Below are 16,064 nucleotides of genomic sequence, written 5' to 3'. Positions count from 1 at the left end.
CTGACTTGCAACTCCCGCTGAAATCCTGCAAAGTCTGCCTGCAAGTCTGACAGGGCAACTATTTATGAAACGACTCATTGTAGGCATCAGCGGTGCCAGCGGCGCGATTTATGGCGTACGATTATTACAGGTTCTGCGCGATGTCACAGATATCGAAACGCATCTGGTAATGAGCCAGGCGGCGCGCCAGACCTTATCCCTTGAAACGGATTTCTCCCTGCGTGATGTGCAGGCATTAGCCGATGTCACGCACGATGCGCGCGATATTGCCGCCAGCATCTCTTCTGGTTCTTTCCAGACGTTGGGGATGGTGATTTTACCCTGTTCAATCAAAACCCTGTCCGGCATTGTCCATAGCTATACGGATGGTTTACTGACCCGTGCGGCAGATGTTGTGCTGAAAGAGCGTCGCCCGCTGGTGCTCTGCGTGCGTGAAACACCATTGCACTTAGGCCATCTGCGTTTAATGACTCAGGCGGCAGAAATCGGTGCGGTAATTATGCCTCCCGTTCCGGCATTTTATCATCGCCCACAATCCCTTGATGATGTGATAAATCAGACGGTTAACCGTGTTCTTGACCAGTTTGCGATAAATCTACCCGAAGATCTCTTTGCCCGCTGGCAGGGCGCATAACTCCGCTGTTGCCCTGTTTCAGGGCAATTTTGCAACCGCGATCAAATCCTCAACATTTTGTTCCTGCCATTCAATCGAAACGCTGCGATCCAACCGCCATACCTGCTATCTTCAACTTCAGGACAATAATGCAACGTCTTATTAACATATTTAACGTTGGATGTTACTGTTGTCGTCAAGATGGCATAAGACCTGCATGAACGAGCCTGCAAACACACAACACAATACACAACATAAAAAAGCCATTTCACTTGAGGGTTATGTATGAAGAAGTCGATTCTCGCTCTGTCTTTGTTTGTCGGGATTTCCGCAGCAGCTTCCAGCTACGCGGCGCTGCCGGAGACGGTACGTATCGGAACGGATACCACCTATGCACCGTTCTCATCGAAAGATGCCAAAGGTGACTTTGTTGGCTTTGATATCGATCTCGGTAACGAGATGTGCAAACGGATGCAGGTGAAATGTACCTGGGTTGCCAGTGACTTTGACGCGCTGATCCCCTCACTGAAAGCGAAAAAGATCGACGCCATTATTTCGTCGCTCTCCATTACGGATAAACGTCAGCAGGAGATTGCCTTCTCCGACAAACTGTACGCCGCAGACTCTCGTCTGATTGCTGCCAAAGGTTCACCGATTCAGCCAACGCTGGATTCACTGAAAGGTAAACATGTTGGTGTGCTGCAGGGATCAACCCAGGAAGCGTATGCCAATGATAACTGGCGCAGTAAGGGTGTCGATGTGGTGGCCTATGCTAACCAGGATTTGGTCTATTCCGATCTGGCTGCAGGACGCCTGGATGCCGCTCTGCAAGATGAGGTTGCTGCCAGCGAAGGTTTCCTCAAGCAACCTGCCGGTAAAGATTTCGCTTTTGCAGGCCCTTCAGTGAAAGACAAAAAATACTTCGGTGACGGCACCGGTGTCGGGCTACGTAAAGATGATGCTGAACTGACGGCTGCGTTTAATAAGGCGCTTGGCGAGCTGCGTCAGGACGGCACCTACGACAAGATGGCGAAAAAGTATTTCGACTTTAATGTCTACGGTGACTGATACGTCGCAGGGAAGCTGTACCTGATGGAATGATCATGGTGCACGCCAGGTTTGTTGCACTATCGTGGTGCATTAAAATGCATACTTAAGCATTTTTAATGAAAAATAATACGTCTAACGGGGCGGGATATTTTGCCTTGATGGTCAATTTTATGGCACGATAAGTGTAACAAACCTGTAAATATTCCCTATAAAAAGACTGTCAGTTGAGGACATTATGAAAAAACTGGTGCTATCGCTCTCTCTGGTTCTGGCCTTCTCCAGCGCAACGGCGGCGTTTGCTGCGATTCCGCAAAACATCCGCGTCGGTACCGATCCGACCTATGCGCCATTTGAATCAAAAAATTCACAAGGTGAACTGGTTGGCTTCGATATCGATCTGGCAAAGGAGTTGTGCAAACGCATCAATACGCAATGTACGTTTGTCGAAAACCCACTGGATGCGTTAATCCCGTCCTTAAAAGCGAAGAAGATTGACGCCATCATGTCATCGCTTTCCATTACGGAAAAACGTCAGCAAGAAATTGCCTTCACCGACAAACTGTACGCTGCCGATTCTCGTCTGGTAGTGGCGAAAAATTCCGACATTCAGCCGACAGTCGAGTCGCTGAAAGGCAAGCGCGTAGGCGTATTGCAGGGCACCACCCAGGAGACGTTCGGTAACGAACACTGGGCACCAAAAGGCATTGAAATCGTCTCTTATCAGGGGCAGGACAACATTTATTCTGACCTGACTGCCGGACGTATTGATGCCGCATTCCAGGATGAGGTCGCCGCCAGCGAAGGTTTCCTCAAACAACCCGTTGGTAAAGATTACAAATTCGGTGGCCCGTCTGTTAAAGATGAAAAACTGTTTGGCGTAGGGACCGGCATGGGTCTGCGTAAAGAAGATAACGAATTGCGCGAGGCACTGAACAAAGCCTTTGCCGAAATGCGCGCTGACGGTACTTACGAGAAATTAGCGAAAAAGTACTTCGATTTTGATGTTTATGGTGGTTAATCGCCATCGGTGAAAGAAAGCCCGCTCCCTTCGGGTAACCGGAGGGAGACAAGAGGCGGTAATTCACCACACACGACAGGACAGGCAGCATGTTGTATGGGTTTTCAGGTGTTATTTTACAGGGTGCGCTCGTCACGCTGGAGCTGGCTATCAGCTCTGTAGTGCTCGCTGTAATCATTGGTTTAATTGGCGCTGGCGGTAAGCTCTCGCAAAATCGGTTTTCGGGGCTCATTTTTGAAGGGTATACCACGCTGATTCGTGGCGTGCCGGATTTAGTGTTGATGCTGCTGATTTTCTACGGTTTGCAGATTGCACTAAACACGGTGACGGAGGCGATGGGCGTCGGGCAGATTGATATTGATCCGATGGTCGCAGGTATTATCACTCTCGGTTTTATCTACGGTGCTTACTTCACCGAAACGTTCCGTGGCGCGTTTATGGCAGTGCCGAAAGGGCATATAGAGGCGGCGACGGCGTTCGGTTTTACTCGTGGGCAAGTGTTTCGGCGGATTATGTTTCCGGCGATGATGCGTTACGCTCTGCCAGGCATCGGCAACAACTGGCAGGTGATCCTCAAATCTACCGCTCTGGTTTCGTTACTCGGCCTGGAAGATGTGGTCAAAGCCACGCAACTGGCAGGCAAAAGTACATGGGAACCGTTCTATTTCGCCATCGTCTGTGGCGTGATTTACCTGGTTTTCACCACCGTTTCCAATGGTGTGCTGCTGTTCCTTGAGCGCCGCTACTCCGTGGGTGTGAAGAGGGCTGACCTGTGATCGAAATCTTACATGAATACTGGAAACCGCTGTTGTGGACCGACGGTTATCGCTTTACCGGTGTGGCGATTACCCTTTGGTTGCTGATTTTGTCGGTTGTGATAGGTGGAGTTCTGGCGCTGTTTCTGGCGATTGGTCGCGTCTCCAGCAATAAATACATCCAGTTTCCAATCTGGTTATTTACTTATATTTTTCGCGGTACACCGCTGTATGTTCAATTGCTGGTGTTCTATTCCGGCATGTACACGCTGGAGATTGTTAAGGGTACCGAGTTCCTTAACGCCTTTTTCCGCAGTGGCCTGAATTGTACTGTGCTGGCGCTGACGCTTAACACCTGTGCTTACACCACCGAGATTTTTGCCGGAGCAATCCGTTCGGTACCGCACGGAGAAATTGAAGCCGCCAGAGCCTATGGCTTTTCGACCTTTAAAATGTATCGCTGCATTATTTTGCCTTCAGCGCTGCGTATTGCGTTACCGGCCTACAGCAATGAAGTAATCCTGATGCTGCACTCTACTGCTCTGGCGTTTACGGCCACGGTGCCGGATCTGCTGAAAATAGCCCGTGATATTAACGCCGCCACGTATCAACCTTTTACCGCTTTCGGTATCGCCGCGGTGCTCTATTTAATCATCTCTTATGTCCTGATCAGTCTGTTCCGCAAAGCGGAAAAACGCTGGTTGCAGCATGTGAAACCTTCTTCAACGCACTGAGAATACGATGTCCGAGAATAAATTAAACGTTATCGATTTGCACAAACGCTACGGCGAACACGAAGTGCTGAAAGGGGTCTCACTGCAAGCGAATGCCGGTGATGTCATAAGTATCATCGGATCGTCGGGATCGGGGAAAAGTACCTTTCTGCGCTGCATTAACTTCCTCGAAAAACCGAGCGAAGGATCGATCGTCGTTAACGGCCAGACGATCAATCTGGTGCGCGATAAAGACGGTCAACTCAAAGTCGCCGATAAAAATCAGCTGCGCTTACTGCGCACACGCCTGACGATGGTATTCCAGCACTTCAATCTCTGGAGCCATATGACGGTGCTGGAAAACGTCATGGAAGCGCCGATTCAGGTGTTAGGCCTGAGCAAGCAGGAAGCGCGCGAGCGGGCGGTGAAGTATCTGGCGAAAGTCGGGATAGACGAACGTGCGCAGGGGAAATACCCGGTGCATCTGTCCGGTGGTCAGCAACAGCGTGTTTCCATCGCGCGGGCGCTGGCGATGGAACCGGAAGTTTTACTGTTTGATGAACCTACCTCGGCGCTCGATCCTGAACTGGTAGGCGAAGTGCTGCGGATTATGCAGCAACTGGCAGAAGAGGGAAAAACCATGGTGGTGGTGACTCACGAAATGGGCTTTGCTCGCCATGTTTCTACTCACGTCATTTTTCTCCATCAGGGGAAAATAGAGGAAGAGGGCGCGCCGGAGCAGTTATTTGGCAACCCGCAAAGCCCTCGTCTGCAACAGTTCCTTAAGGGATCGCTGAAATAATTCCCTCTCCGGTGGCTAACGCTGCCGGAGTATTTCATGGGGAATTTGCGAGTCCGCTTCCGCTGAAATGTAAAAGTTGCAGTCCGCTAAAAATACTTCTGAATTCGCTCTCCAAAGATAAAAACTGCCTGCTGCATTGGGTGTAAATCGTGGTTATTGTCGCGTCATCTTAAATTTGAGGGGTGACGGAACGCCATGACAATATCGACAACTTCCACGCCGCATGATGCGGTATTTAAATCTTTTTTACGCCATCCAGACACCGCGCGGGATTTTATTGATATTCATCTTCCCGCGCCGCTGCGCAAACTGTGTGATTTAACGACGCTCAAACTGGAACCAAACAGTTTTATTGATGAAGACCTGCGGCAATATTATTCCGACCTCTTGTGGTCTGTGAAAACGCAGGAGGGAGCGGGTTATATTTATGTGGTGATAGAGCACCAAAGTAAGCCGGAGGAATTAATGGCTTTTCGCATGATGCGCTATTCCATCGCGGCGATGCAAAACCATCTGGATGCAGGCTATAAAGAGCTTCCATTGGTGATCCCCATGCTATTTTATCATGGTTGCAGTAGCCCTTATCCTTATTCACTCTGCTGGCTTGATGAATTTGCCGAGCCTGCGATAGCCCGCAAAATATATTCATCAGCATTTCCGCTGGTGGATATTACCGTGGTGCCGGATGACGAGATTATGCAACATCGCAAAATGGCGCTGTTGGAGTTAATTCAGAAACATATTCGTCAGCGCGATCTGTTGGGATTAGTCGACCAAATTGTTTCGCTGCTAGTTACAGGGAACACTAATGACAGACAGCTAAAAGCCCTGTTTAATTACGTATTACAAACGGGAGATGCCCAGCGTTTCCGTGCATTTATTGGTGAGATAACAGAACGCGCACCACAAGAAAAGGAGAAACTGATGACCATTGCTGACAGATTACGTGAAGAAGGCGCAATGCAGGGCAAACACGAAGAAGCTCTGCGTATTGCTCAGGAGATGCTGGAAAAAGGATTTGACCACGAAGTCATCCTGACGCTGACCCGACTTTCACCAGACGACCTTATCGCGCAAAGCCACTAATCCTGTAACACCGGGAATTAACTGGCGGATGTTTGCAGTACACCACATCAGTGAACAACATCCGCCAGCGCCTCTTCTAAATCGTACCAGCGAAACGCAAAACCCGCTTCTTCCAGCCGTTTAGGCAATGCTCGTTGTCCACCTAATACCAGTACTGAAGATTCGCCCATTAACAGTCGAATAGCGGTCGCGGGGACGCGCAAAATGGCCGGGCGATGCAGCGCATGACCGAGCGCATGGGCAAATTGTTCATTGCGTACCGGGTAGGGCGAAACCATATTAAACGGCCCGCGCAGCTCGTTATCCAGCAGCCAGAGAATACCGTTGACCATATCATCGATATGAATCCAGGCCAGATACTGCCGACCGGAGCCAATCGGCCCGCCCAGGCCAAGACGAAACGGCGGCAGCATTTTACCGAGGATCCCGCCGTCCGGTGCCAGCACCACGCCGGTACGCAGCAGGCACACACGTGTTTTGTCGCTTTGCGCCCGACAGGCAATCTCTTCCCAACGAGCGCAGAGTTTATGGGTAAATTCGTTATGCGGCGGTTCCTCTTCAGTAACCACCACTTCACCTAAGTCGCCATAATAGCCCGTTGCCGAACCGGAAATGAGTACCGACGGCGGCGTGTCGCTGGCATTAATTAGATCGACCAGTTTTTGCGTGATATTCCAGCGGCTTTGGCAGAGACGATCTTTTTGCTCGTGAGTCCAGCGTTTATCGGCAATCGGTTCTCCAGCCAGGTTGATTACCGCATCAACGCCATTGAGGTTGCTTTGATCTGCAAGCCCTTGCCATAGTGTCACCCGGGGGCCGAGAACGGAACTGGCTTTCTGCGGGTTACGTGTCACTACCGTGATTTGATGGCCCAGCTCCAGCAAACGTGGAATCAAATGGCGACCAATTAATCCCGTCCCTCCGGTGATCACTATGTTCATGCAGCCTCCCGATATGGCGGTTAACGCTGCCAGCTTAAGGTCATGGATACCGAATCAGCGTAGCGCAGCGCGTGCAGTTTATCGATCTCTACTTCAGCATACGTTACCCAGTGATGTTCACGTGCGATATCGAGCACATCCTGAGTTAATTTCTCCAGCAAAGAGAAACGGTTATTCTCTACGTGCTGAATAATGTTTTTCGTTACGGTGCGATAATTCAGCGCATCGTTGATATCTTCGCTGGTGCGCGCTTTATCGGCGGGGTAGTGGATCGTCACGTTGATAACTATATCCTGACGGTTGTTAATTTCTTCTTCCTTAATTCCGATAAACGTACGTAAACGAAGGTTCTTTATACGAATAATAGCGGCAGGTTGTGCCATTGCAGGTTCTCCGTTGTTTTACTTAGGATTAAATAATACACGAGAACCTGTTTCTGTTAACTATCCGAACGCTCATCACTGAGTTGTGCTTTTAGCAGTGCCTGCCCGGTGGCAGGGCGCGAACGGATCCGCTCATGCCAGTTCTTAACTGCAGGATACATTGCGAGGTCAATGCGCTGGCGAGTCCAGGCATTAACCCACGGCCAGCAGGCAATATCCGCAATGCTGTAGTTTTCTCCGCCCAACCAGGGCGAGTTTTCCAGCCGCTTGTTCAGCACGTGATACAGACGCTGAGTTTCAACTTGATAACGTTCAATAGCGTAAGGAATGGTTTGTGGTGCAGCGTGATTAAAATGATGATTTTGCCCAAGCATCGGCCCCAGCCCGCCTACCTGCCAGAATAGCCACTGTAATGTGGTGGCGCGTTCACGCATTTCATGACTTAAAAAGAGTCCCGTTTTCTCCGCCAGATACAACAATATGGCCCCGGACTCAAAGAGGCTTAACGGTTCGCCGCCATCGGCTGGGGAATGATCAACAATTGCCGGAATTTTGTTGTTAGGCGAAATGCGCAAAAATTCCGGGCGAAACTGGCCACCTTTCCCCAGGTCTACCTTAATCAAGCGATAATCCAGTCCTGCCTCTTCGAGAAACAACGTAATTTTGTGACCATTTGGCGTCGGGGCGAAATAGAGATCGATCATTGCAGCTCCGGTTGTCTAATCATCTGAACACCACAAGTATAGAAAGCGCGGCGACTTGCGTGAGTATTCGTCACGTGACAGTGACAAAAAGGCTCTATAGTTTGATAGTTAGCCCCCCCCTTTATTGCCGAGGACATAATGAGTAAACCCGCTATCACGCTCTGGTCAGATGCCCATTTTTTCTCCCCTTATGTGTTATCCGCCTGGGTGGCGTTGCAGGAAAAAGGCCTGTCGTTTCATATCAAGACCATCGACCTCGACAGCGGTGAACATTTGCAGCCGACGTGGCAAGGTTACGGTCAGACACGCCGTGTGCCGTTATTACAAATCGATGATTTTGAGTTGAGTGAATCTTCTGCCATTGCGGAGTATCTGGAAGATCGTTTTGCGCCACCGACCTGGGAACGTATTTATCCGCTTGATATAGAAAATCGTGCGCGTGCACGACAGATTCAGGCCTGGCTGCGTAGCGATCTGATGCCCATCCGCGAAGAACGTCCGACGGATGTTGTCTTTGCGGGTGCGAAAAAAGCGCCACTGACGGCGCAGGGAAAAGCCAGTGCAGAGAAACTGTTCGCGATGGCAGAACATTTGTTAGCACTGGGTCAGCCGAATTTATTTGGTGAATGGTGCATTGCTGATACTGATCTGGCGCTAATGATTAACCGCCTGGTACTACATGGCGATGAGGTGCCGGAACGCCTGGTGGATTATGCGACATTCCAGTGGCAGCGAGCGTCTGTCCAGCGTTTTATTGCTCTTTCGGCGAAGCAATCTGGCTGATAGCAACGACAGAATCCAGTATCATAGCTTACGTTTTTTCGACGAGGAGTGAGTGATGAAACTGATGTTTGCATCGGACATTCATGGGTCGTTACCGGCGACGGAACGTGTTCTGGAGTTGTTTGCCCAAAGCGGTGCCCAGTGGCTGGTGATCCTTGGTGACGTGTTGAATCACGGCCCGCGTAATGCTTTACCGGAGGGTTACGCGCCAGCCAAAGTCGCCGAACGGCTTAATGACGTGGCACATAAAGTTATCGCTGTGCGCGGCAACTGCGACAGCGAAGTGGACCAAATGCTGCTGCATTTCCCGATAACCGCGCCGTGGCAACAGGTATTACTGGAAAAACAACGTCTGTTTTTGACGCATGGTCATCTATTTGGTCCGGAAAATCTGCCCGCTTTAAACCAGAACGATGTGCTGGTGTACGGTCATACCCATTTGCCAGTGGCAGAACAGCGGGGGGAGATATTCCACTTCAACCCCGGCTCGGTGAGTATTCCGAAAGGCGGTAATCCGGCGAGTTATGGCATGCTGGATAATGACGTACTGAGTGTAATCGCACTCAATGATCAAAGTATCATTGCGCAGGTCGCGATTAATCCGTAATTTACCCACAACTCAAAATGCGCCGTAAGAGCGCCAGAAAAAGAAGGTTTCCTGATAATGGAACAGCGTCGTTTGGCAAGTACTGAATGGGTGGATATTGTCAATGAAGAGAATGAAGTCATTGCACAAGCCAGCCGGGAACAAATGCGGGCACAGTGTCTGCGTCATCGTGCAACTTACATCGTCGTGCATGATGGCATGGGCAAAATTCTGGTCCAGCGTCGTACCGAGACAAAAGACTTTTTACCCGGCATGTTAGATGCGACCGCAGGCGGTGTGGTCCAGGCCGATGAGCAACTGCTGGAGTCAGCGCGTCGCGAAGCGGAAGAAGAGTTGGGCATTGCCGGTGTCCCCTTTGCCGAGCACGGGCAGTTCTATTTCGAAGATAAAAATTGCCGTGTCTGGGGCGCGTTGTTCAGTTGTGTCTCGCACGGTCCCTTCGCCCTACAGGAAGATGAAGTCAGTGAAGTTTGCTGGCTGACGCCGGAAGAAATCACCGCACGCTGCGATGAGTTCACTCCAGACTCGCTGAAAGCGCTGGCGTTGTGGATGAAGCGCAATGCCAAAAATGAAGCCGTAGAGACTGAAACGGCAGAATGAAAAAAGAGCCGCAATTGCGGCTCTTAACATTTTTAGTGGTAGCCCATCAACTGAGCACCGATAACCACGACGCTGGACATAATAAACAGCAGTCCAAGCAGTGTCGCGCCCACCTTCAGCCAGTTACGGAAGTCCACCCGGCACACACCGAGCGTCGCCATTAACGAAGCTGAGGTCGGGTAAATGATGTGACTGAAGCCATCACCAAACTGGAACGCCAGCACGGTAACCTGACGGTTAACACCGACCAGATCGCCAAGCGGTGCCAGTAACGGCATGGTTAACGCCGCCTGACCAGAACCGGATGTCACGAAGAAATTAAATACCGCCTGGAATAGCAACATAAACCAGGCTGCAACTGCGTTATCCAGACCGCTAATGGCATTGGCAATGCTGTTTAGAATGGTATTTAACACACTGGCATCACCCGCTTCACCGTTACCGACCAGCAACAAAATCCCTTTGGCGAAACCCACCAGTAGGGCAGGGGCGATCATCATTCGCGCCCCTTCGGTGAAGGATGAAGCCATGGTATTAACCGTCATACCGTTTAGGCGGAAAACAACGCCGATGATGCCAATTACTAGCCCCATCGTGAAGAACTGGCTGGCTATTTCTGGAATAAACCAGGCATTGACGATAACGCCCCAAATTACCCAGATCATGACGGCGGTTAAAACAATCAATACCAGCCAGTCACCAAAGGTAAATGGACGCTGTTCTACATCCGCCTGTTTTTCGCGGAAGAAACGATCAGACTCATGAACGCGTGACAACAGCGGATTCTTTTTCACCCGCGAGGCGTACACCATAGTGAAGACCAGACCAATCAGAGTAGAGATTACCCATACCACGATGCGCAAACCGGAGCCAGAAAGCACCGGAACACCAGCGATCCCCTGAGCAACAACCACACAAAACGGGTTCATCCACGAACTGGCAAAACCGATTTGCGTGGCGATATAAGTCACCAGGACGGTGGTAATACTGTCATAGCCCAGCCGGACCATTAGCGGTGCGATGATAATGGCAAAGGCGACGGCCTCTTCCCCCATACCAAATACCGCGCCGCCAAGTGAAAAGAGAATAAACAAGGCAGGGATAAAGAGAATTTCATTCCCGCGTGTATGCCGAATAAGTGCCAGGATGCCGTTATCAATGGTTCCTGTACGCATCACGATGCCAAACGCGCCGCCAATCACCAGCATAAACATGATGATGCCAACGGCTGTCCCGTATTTCGATCCTGAGGTTAATCCTTCAAACGGGAAATTCATCAGGCCCGGGCGTTCATCGCCCGTCGAGAACAGTTGCACGCGGTGATACTCAGGTTCGCCCGCCTCGTTAGTCAGAATGCGAAATGAGTGCGGATCTACGACTTTGCGTGTTTTTGTTTGACCATCAACCTGATACTGCACTTCCTGACTGTCAAACATCCCCACCGGAACTACCCAGGTGGCAAGGCTGGTTAAAATAGCAACAAAAAAGATAATCACCAGCGTATCGGGCATTGCCCATCTTCTGGTTGGTTTGGATTCAGTGATTGCGGACATAGCGCAGATATTCCCTTGCACAAAACAAAGTGGTAAGTATGCAAAGTGAGATGGCGCAATTCATTGATGCAGCGCAGTTAAGCAAGATAATCAGAAAGGATTAATGCAAATTAAGAGAATAAAAAACCGGAAATAGTGACTATTTCCGGTTCAGGTATCCGCAGCGCAAAGCTGCGGATGATGACGAGATTACTGCTGCTGTGCAGACTGAATCGCAGTCAGCGCGATGGTGTAGACGATATCGTCAACCAGTGCGCCACGGGACAGATCGTTAACCGGCTTGCGCATACCCTGCAGCATCGGCCCGATGGAGATCAGATCGGCAGAACGTTGTACCGCTTTGTAAGTCGTGTTACCGGTGTTCAGATCCGGGAAGATGAACACGGTAGCGCGACCAGCAACCGGAGAATTCGGCGCTTTGGATTTCGCAACGTCAGCCATTACCGCAGCGTCGTACTGCAGCGGACCGTCGATCATCAGGTCAGGACGTTTTTCCTGCGCCAGACGAGTTGCTTCGCGAACTTTCTCTACGTCGCTACCTGCACCAGAAGTACCGGTGGAGTAGGAGAGCATTGCAACGCGCGGTTCGATACCGAAGGCAGCGGCGGAATCAGCGGACTGAATCGCGATTTCTGCCAGCTGTTCTGCGGTCGGATCCGGGTTGATCGCACAGTCACCGTAAACGTAAACCTGTTCCGGCAGCAGCATGAAGAACACGGAAGATACCAGGGAGCTACCCGGTGCAGTTTTGATCAGCTGCAGCGGCGGACGAATGGTGTTTGCGGTGGTGTGAACAGCACCGGAAACCAGACCGTCAACTTCATCCTGTTCCAGCATCAGCGTACCGAGAACCACGTTGTCTTCCAGCTGTTCGCGGGCAACGGTTTCGGTCATGCCTTTGTTCTTACGCAGTTCAACCAGGCGGCCAACATAGCTTTCGCGAACCACTTCTGGATCGACAATTTCAATGCCAGCACCCAGTTCTACGCCCTGAGATGCTGCAACGCGGTTGATCTCAGCCGGGTTACCCAGCAGTACGCAAGTTGCGATACCACGTTCAGCACAGATAGCGGCTGCTTTAACGGTACGCGGTTCGTCGCCTTCCGGCAGCACGATACGTTTGCCCGCTTTGCGCGCCAGTTCGGTCAGCTGATAACGGAAGGCTGGCGGAGACAGACGACGGCTGCGCTCAGAGGTGGCAGTCAGAGAGTCAATCCAGTCAGCGTTGATGTAGTTAGCAACGTATTCCTGAACTTTCTCGATACGCTCGTGATCGTCAACCGGAACTTCGAGGTTGAAGCTCTGCAGGCTCAGAGAAGTCTGCCAGGTGTTAGTGTTCACCATAAATACCGGCAGGCCGGTAGCGAAAGCGCGCTCGCACAGTTTGGAAATGCGCGCGTCCATTTCGTAGCCGCCAGTCAGCAGCAGGGCACCGATTTCTACGCCGTTCATGGCAGCCAGGCAAGCTGCAACCAGTACGTCAGGACGGTCTGCGGAAGTTACCAGCAGAGAACCGGCACGGAAGTGCTCCAGCATGTGCGGAATGCTGCGTGCGCAGAAAGTGACAGATTTCACGCGACGAGTGTTGATATCGCCTTCGTTGATGATGGTGGCGTTCAGGTGGCGAGCCATATCGATCGCACGGGTCGCGATCAGATCAAAGCTCCACGGCACCGCGCCGAGAACCGGCAGCGGGCTGGATTCTTGCAGCTTCGCCGGATCAACATTGTTTACTTTTGCTTTGGAAGAGTCGTCGAAAATCTCGGACAGATCCGGGCGAGTACGACCCTGTTCATCAACCGGTGCGTTCAGTTTGTTAACGATAACGCCAGTGATGTTGGTGTTTTTTGCACCACCGAAGCTGTTGCGAGTCAGTTCGATACGCTCTTTCAGCTGTTCCGGGGTGTCAGTGCCCTGAGACATAACGAAGACGATTTCCGCGTTCAGCGTTTTAGCAATTTCGTAGTTCAGAGACTGGGCAAACTGATGCTTACGTGTCGGGACCAGACCTTCAACCAGAACGACTTCAGCGTCTTTGGTGTTAGCGTGGTAGTTCGCGACGATCTCTTCCATCAGCACATCTTTCTGATTGCTGGAAAGCAGACCTTCAACGTAGCTCATTTTCAGCGGTTCAGCGGCTGTCGTGGTGGAAGAGTTCGCACGCACGATAGTCGTGGTCTGATCGGGCGCATCGCCACCGGTACGCGGCTGAGCGATAGGTTTGAAAACGCTCAGACGAACGCCTTTGCGTTCCATTGCACGGATCACGCCAAGGCTGACGCTGGTCAGACCGACGCTGGTTCCGGTAGGGATCAGCATAATAATACGGGACACGGTTTATCCTCTTTCGTTACCGCCGGTTTGGCGGGTTACAAAACAGCACCGCCAGCTGAGCTGGCGGTGTGGAATCAGGCGGTCAAGCGGCAGGCGTCTTGCGCGATAACCAGCTCTTCGTTGGTCGGGATCACAACAGCAGGGCGGGTGCCTTCTTTGTTGATGAAACCAGATTTGCCGAAACGTGCAGCCAGGTTGCGCTCATGATCAACTTCAAAGCCCAGCACGCCCAGTTTGCCCAGAGACAGTTCACGAACCATCGCGGCATTTTCACCGATACCACCGGTGAATACAACAGCGTCCAGACGACCATCCATCAGCGCGGTGTAGGCACCGATGTATTTCGCCAGACGGTGGCAGTAAACGTCCATTGCGCGCTTCGCGTCTTCTTTTGTCGCGTAGTTGTCTTCAACATAACGGCAGTCGCTGGTGACTTCGGTCAGACCCAGCAGGCCAGACTCTTTGGTCAGCATTTTGTTGATTGCGTCAACGCTCATGCCCAGAGTGTCGTGCAGGTGGAAGATGATCGCAGGATCGATATCGCCAGAGCGAGTACCCATTACCAGACCTTCCAGCGGGGTCAGACCCATAGAGGTGTCAACGCATTTACCGTTGCGGATAGCAGAAACGGAACCACCGTTACCCAGGTGGCAGGTGATGATGTTCAGCTCTTCTACCGGTTTGTTCAGCATTTTTGCCGCTTCCTGGGTTACATAGAAGTGGCTGGTGCCGTGCGCGCCGTAACGACGGATGCCATGCTCTTTGTACAGGTTGTACGGCAGGGCGTAGAGGTAAGACTCTTCCGGCATAGTCTGGTGGAACGCGGTGTCAAATACAGCAACGTTTTTGTCTTTCAGCTGAGGGAAAGATTTCAGTGCTTCTTCGATACCGATCAGGTGAGCCGGGTTGTGCAGCGGTGCAAAAGAAGCTGCATCTTTGATACCCTGAATAACAGACTCATCGATCACTACGGAGCTGGTATACTTTTCGCCGCCGTGTACGATACGGTGACCGATAGCGGTCAGCTGCGCAGACAGTTCTGGTTTTTGTGCCAGAATAGTATTAACGATAAAGTTGAGCGCTTCGCTGTGAGCGGCGCCTGCACCTAAAGCCGCTTCCTGTTTATTGCCGTCCATTTTCCATTTGATACGTGCTTCGGGCAGGTGGAAACATTCGGCTAAACCAGAAAGGTACTCTTCACCATTCACTGCATCGATGATTGCAAATTTCAGTGAAGAACTACCGCAGTTCAGAACCAGTACTAACTTACTCGACATGGAAGTACCTATAATTGATACGTGGCTAAAAAAACGTCAGGGAGCCATAGAGCGTAGCGCATGATGACACTGACATTTATGATTAACATCATGCACTGCAAATTTTTTTTGCATGATGGAAGAAATATCTTGAGTCTATGCCATTTTGCGTAATTTTCAGCCAATGGCATAATGTATATGAATTTGACGACTCAATGAATATGTACTACTTAGGCCTTCAGGCTGCTAAAGGATACCTGATAGTGGGTATGGAAGACAAAATGTTTTGAACGTTGTCCCGCTGAGTTGTGAATTTGCACAAATTTTTGAATCTTTATATGTGAAGTTGAGGTGAAGCATGTCAACGCCGGATAATCGTTCTGTTAATTTTTTTAGCTTGTTTCGCCGGGGACAGCATTACTCAAAGACGTGGCCGCTGGAAAAACGCCTTGCCCCGGTCTTTGTCGAAAATCGCGTTATCAAGATGACGCGCTATGCGATCCGTTTTATGCCGCCAATCGCCGTATTTACTCTCTGCTGGCAGATTGCCCTGGGCGGTCAGCTGGGCCCGGCAGTTGCCACTGCGCTGTTCGCCTTAAGTTTACCCATGCAAGGACTATGGTGGCTGGGCAAGCGTTCTGTAACGCCATTACCTCCTGCAATCCTTAACTGGTTTTATGAAGTTCGCGGTAAATTGCAAGAGTCTGGACAGGTGTTGGCACCCGTTGAAGGTAAGCCTGATTACCAGGCATTAGCTGACACGCTTAAGCGCGCCTTCAAACAACTGGATAAAACTTTCCTTGATGATTTGTAATTGACCCCTGATTACGCATATAAAAGAAGGCATACTCAGCCTTCTTTTTTTT

General features: G+C 50.8%; 17 protein-coding genes. 11 read left to right on the top strand and 6 right to left on the bottom strand.

Annotated elements, in window-relative coordinates:
- Positions 1-64: 64 nt before the first annotated feature.
- The 7 genes from ubiX to rpnB all read left to right on the top strand — a co-directional run bounded on the left by ubiX (position 65) and on the right by rpnB (position 6,037).
- Positions 65-634 (top strand): flavin prenyltransferase UbiX, encoded by a 570-nt coding sequence (gene ubiX, locus QUE74_RS14940; RefSeq protein WP_000825697.1) that lies wholly within the window; start codon positions 65-67, stop codon positions 632-634.
- Between the two features lie 264 nt (positions 635-898).
- A complete protein-coding gene (argT, locus tag QUE74_RS14935; protein ID WP_286331492.1) occupies positions 899-1,681 on the top strand; it encodes a lysine/arginine/ornithine ABC transporter substrate-binding protein ArgT in 783 nt (260 codons plus the stop codon).
- A gap of 217 nt (positions 1,682-1,898) precedes the next feature.
- Positions 1,899-2,681 carry a histidine ABC transporter substrate-binding protein HisJ gene (gene hisJ, locus QUE74_RS14930; protein WP_096093620.1) on the top strand — a complete coding sequence of 261 codons (783 nt, stop codon included), beginning with the start codon at positions 1,899-1,901 and terminating at the stop codon, positions 2,679-2,681.
- 89 nt (positions 2,682-2,770) lie between these two features.
- Positions 2,771-3,457, top strand: coding sequence for a histidine ABC transporter permease HisQ (gene hisQ / locus QUE74_RS14925; RefSeq protein WP_000965505.1), 687 nt, complete (start codon positions 2,771-2,773; stop codon positions 3,455-3,457).
- On the top strand, positions 3,454-4,170 hold the full coding sequence (locus tag QUE74_RS14920; RefSeq protein WP_000569957.1) for an ABC transporter permease: 717 nt from the start codon (positions 3,454-3,456) through the stop codon (positions 4,168-4,170). Before hisQ ends, QUE74_RS14920 begins: the two co-directional genes overlap by 4 nt.
- Positions 4,171-4,177: 7 nt before the next feature.
- Positions 4,178-4,951, top strand: coding sequence for a histidine ABC transporter ATP-binding protein HisP (hisP, locus tag QUE74_RS14915; protein ID WP_001293612.1), 774 nt, complete (start codon positions 4,178-4,180; stop codon positions 4,949-4,951).
- 195 nt (positions 4,952-5,146) lie between these two features.
- Positions 5,147-6,037 carry a recombination-promoting nuclease RpnB gene (gene rpnB / locus QUE74_RS14910; RefSeq protein ID WP_000156136.1) on the top strand — a complete coding sequence of 297 codons (891 nt, stop codon included), beginning with the start codon at positions 5,147-5,149 and terminating at the stop codon, positions 6,035-6,037.
- 47 nt (positions 6,038-6,084) lie between these two features.
- Here rpnB and QUE74_RS14905 read toward each other — a convergent pair whose 3' ends face one another.
- The 3 genes from QUE74_RS14905 to yfcG are packed head-to-tail and all read right to left on the bottom strand — an operon-like array spanning position 6,085 to position 8,065.
- Entirely contained in the window at positions 6,085-6,978 is an 894-nt protein-coding gene (locus QUE74_RS14905) for a TIGR01777 family oxidoreductase (protein ID WP_001028329.1), read from the bottom strand.
- 20 nt (positions 6,979-6,998) lie between these two features.
- Positions 6,999-7,361 (bottom strand): dihydroneopterin triphosphate 2'-epimerase, encoded by a 363-nt coding sequence (gene folX / locus QUE74_RS14900; RefSeq protein ID WP_000068457.1) that lies wholly within the window; start codon positions 7,359-7,361, stop codon positions 6,999-7,001.
- A 56-nt stretch (positions 7,362-7,417) separates the two neighbouring features.
- On the bottom strand, positions 7,418-8,065 hold the full coding sequence (yfcG, locus tag QUE74_RS14895; RefSeq protein ID WP_000566496.1) for a GSH-dependent disulfide bond oxidoreductase: 648 nt from the start codon (positions 8,063-8,065) through the stop codon (positions 7,418-7,420).
- 138 nt (positions 8,066-8,203) lie between these two features.
- On the opposite strand from yfcG, the gene yfcF reads away from it, so the two are divergent.
- The 3 genes from yfcF to yfcD are packed head-to-tail and all read left to right on the top strand — an operon-like array spanning position 8,204 to position 10,055.
- Positions 8,204-8,848: a glutathione transferase gene (gene yfcF, locus QUE74_RS14890; protein WP_000042434.1), complete on the top strand. Its 645-nt coding sequence runs from the start codon at positions 8,204-8,206 to the stop codon at positions 8,846-8,848.
- A gap of 55 nt (positions 8,849-8,903) precedes the next feature.
- Positions 8,904-9,455 (top strand): phosphodiesterase, encoded by a 552-nt coding sequence (gene yfcE / locus QUE74_RS14885; protein ID WP_001353067.1) that lies wholly within the window; start codon positions 8,904-8,906, stop codon positions 9,453-9,455.
- A gap of 57 nt (positions 9,456-9,512) precedes the next feature.
- Entirely contained in the window at positions 9,513-10,055 is a 543-nt protein-coding gene (yfcD, locus tag QUE74_RS14880) for an NUDIX hydrolase YfcD (RefSeq protein ID WP_000437935.1), read from the top strand.
- 32 nt (positions 10,056-10,087) lie between these two features.
- Here the strand turns inward: yfcD and yfcC are convergent, their stop codons facing one another.
- The 3 genes from yfcC to ackA form a co-directional block, all read right to left on the bottom strand.
- On the bottom strand, positions 10,088-11,608 hold the full coding sequence (gene yfcC, locus QUE74_RS14875) for a putative basic amino acid antiporter YfcC (protein ID WP_001274485.1): 1,521 nt from the start codon (positions 11,606-11,608) through the stop codon (positions 10,088-10,090).
- Between the two features lie 189 nt (positions 11,609-11,797).
- Positions 11,798-13,942 carry a phosphate acetyltransferase gene (pta, locus tag QUE74_RS14870; RefSeq protein WP_000086716.1) on the bottom strand — a complete coding sequence of 715 codons (2,145 nt, stop codon included), beginning with the start codon at positions 13,940-13,942 and terminating at the stop codon, positions 11,798-11,800.
- Between the two features lie 74 nt (positions 13,943-14,016).
- Positions 14,017-15,219 (bottom strand): acetate kinase, encoded by a 1,203-nt coding sequence (ackA, locus tag QUE74_RS14865; RefSeq protein WP_000095712.1) that lies wholly within the window; start codon positions 15,217-15,219, stop codon positions 14,017-14,019.
- Between the two features lie 337 nt (positions 15,220-15,556).
- On the opposite strand from ackA, the gene yfbV reads away from it, so the two are divergent.
- Positions 15,557-16,012: a terminus macrodomain insulation protein YfbV gene (gene yfbV, locus QUE74_RS14860; RefSeq protein ID WP_000106627.1), complete on the top strand. Its 456-nt coding sequence runs from the start codon at positions 15,557-15,559 to the stop codon at positions 16,010-16,012.
- Positions 16,013-16,064: the final 52 nt, after the last annotated feature.

Origin of the sequence: Escherichia sp. 10290 (genome assembly GCF_030295155.1) — a bacterium.
In the GTDB taxonomy this organism is placed as follows: domain Bacteria; phylum Pseudomonadota; class Gammaproteobacteria; order Enterobacterales; family Enterobacteriaceae; genus Escherichia; species Escherichia coli_F.
Note: the sequence above shows the minus strand (reverse complement) of the source record. Positions and strands in the feature narration are given on the sequence as shown.

Bases quoted from the DNA above. Each gene is read 5' to 3' on its own strand.
- yfcC (WP_001274485.1), bottom strand. From the start codon at position 11,608: ATGTCCGCAATCACTGAATCCAAACCAACCAGAAGATGGGCAATGCCC.
- QUE74_RS14905 (WP_001028329.1), bottom strand. From the start codon at position 6,978: ATGAACATAGTGATCACCGGAGGGACGGGATTAATTGGTCGCCATTTG.
- hisQ (WP_000965505.1), top strand. From the start codon at position 2,771: ATGTTGTATGGGTTTTCAGGTGTTATTTTACAGGGTGCGCTCGTCACG.
- folX (WP_000068457.1), bottom strand. From the start codon at position 7,361: ATGGCACAACCTGCCGCTATTATTCGTATAAAGAACCTTCGTTTACGT.
- yfcG (WP_000566496.1), bottom strand. From the start codon at position 8,065: ATGATCGATCTCTATTTCGCCCCGACGCCAAATGGTCACAAAATTACG.
- yfcE (WP_001353067.1), top strand. From the start codon at position 8,904: ATGAAACTGATGTTTGCATCGGACATTCATGGGTCGTTACCGGCGACG.
- ubiX (WP_000825697.1), top strand. From the start codon at position 65: ATGAAACGACTCATTGTAGGCATCAGCGGTGCCAGCGGCGCGATTTAT.
- yfcF (WP_000042434.1), top strand. From the start codon at position 8,204: ATGAGTAAACCCGCTATCACGCTCTGGTCAGATGCCCATTTTTTCTCC.
- rpnB (WP_000156136.1), top strand. From the start codon at position 5,147: ATGACAATATCGACAACTTCCACGCCGCATGATGCGGTATTTAAATCT.
- yfbV (WP_000106627.1), top strand. From the start codon at position 15,557: ATGTCAACGCCGGATAATCGTTCTGTTAATTTTTTTAGCTTGTTTCGC.
- hisP (WP_001293612.1), top strand. From the start codon at position 4,178: ATGTCCGAGAATAAATTAAACGTTATCGATTTGCACAAACGCTACGGC.
- ackA (WP_000095712.1), bottom strand. From the start codon at position 15,219: ATGTCGAGTAAGTTAGTACTGGTTCTGAACTGCGGTAGTTCTTCACTG.
- hisJ (WP_096093620.1), top strand. From the start codon at position 1,899: ATGAAAAAACTGGTGCTATCGCTCTCTCTGGTTCTGGCCTTCTCCAGC.
- yfcD (WP_000437935.1), top strand. From the start codon at position 9,513: ATGGAACAGCGTCGTTTGGCAAGTACTGAATGGGTGGATATTGTCAAT.
- argT (WP_286331492.1), top strand. From the start codon at position 899: ATGAAGAAGTCGATTCTCGCTCTGTCTTTGTTTGTCGGGATTTCCGCA.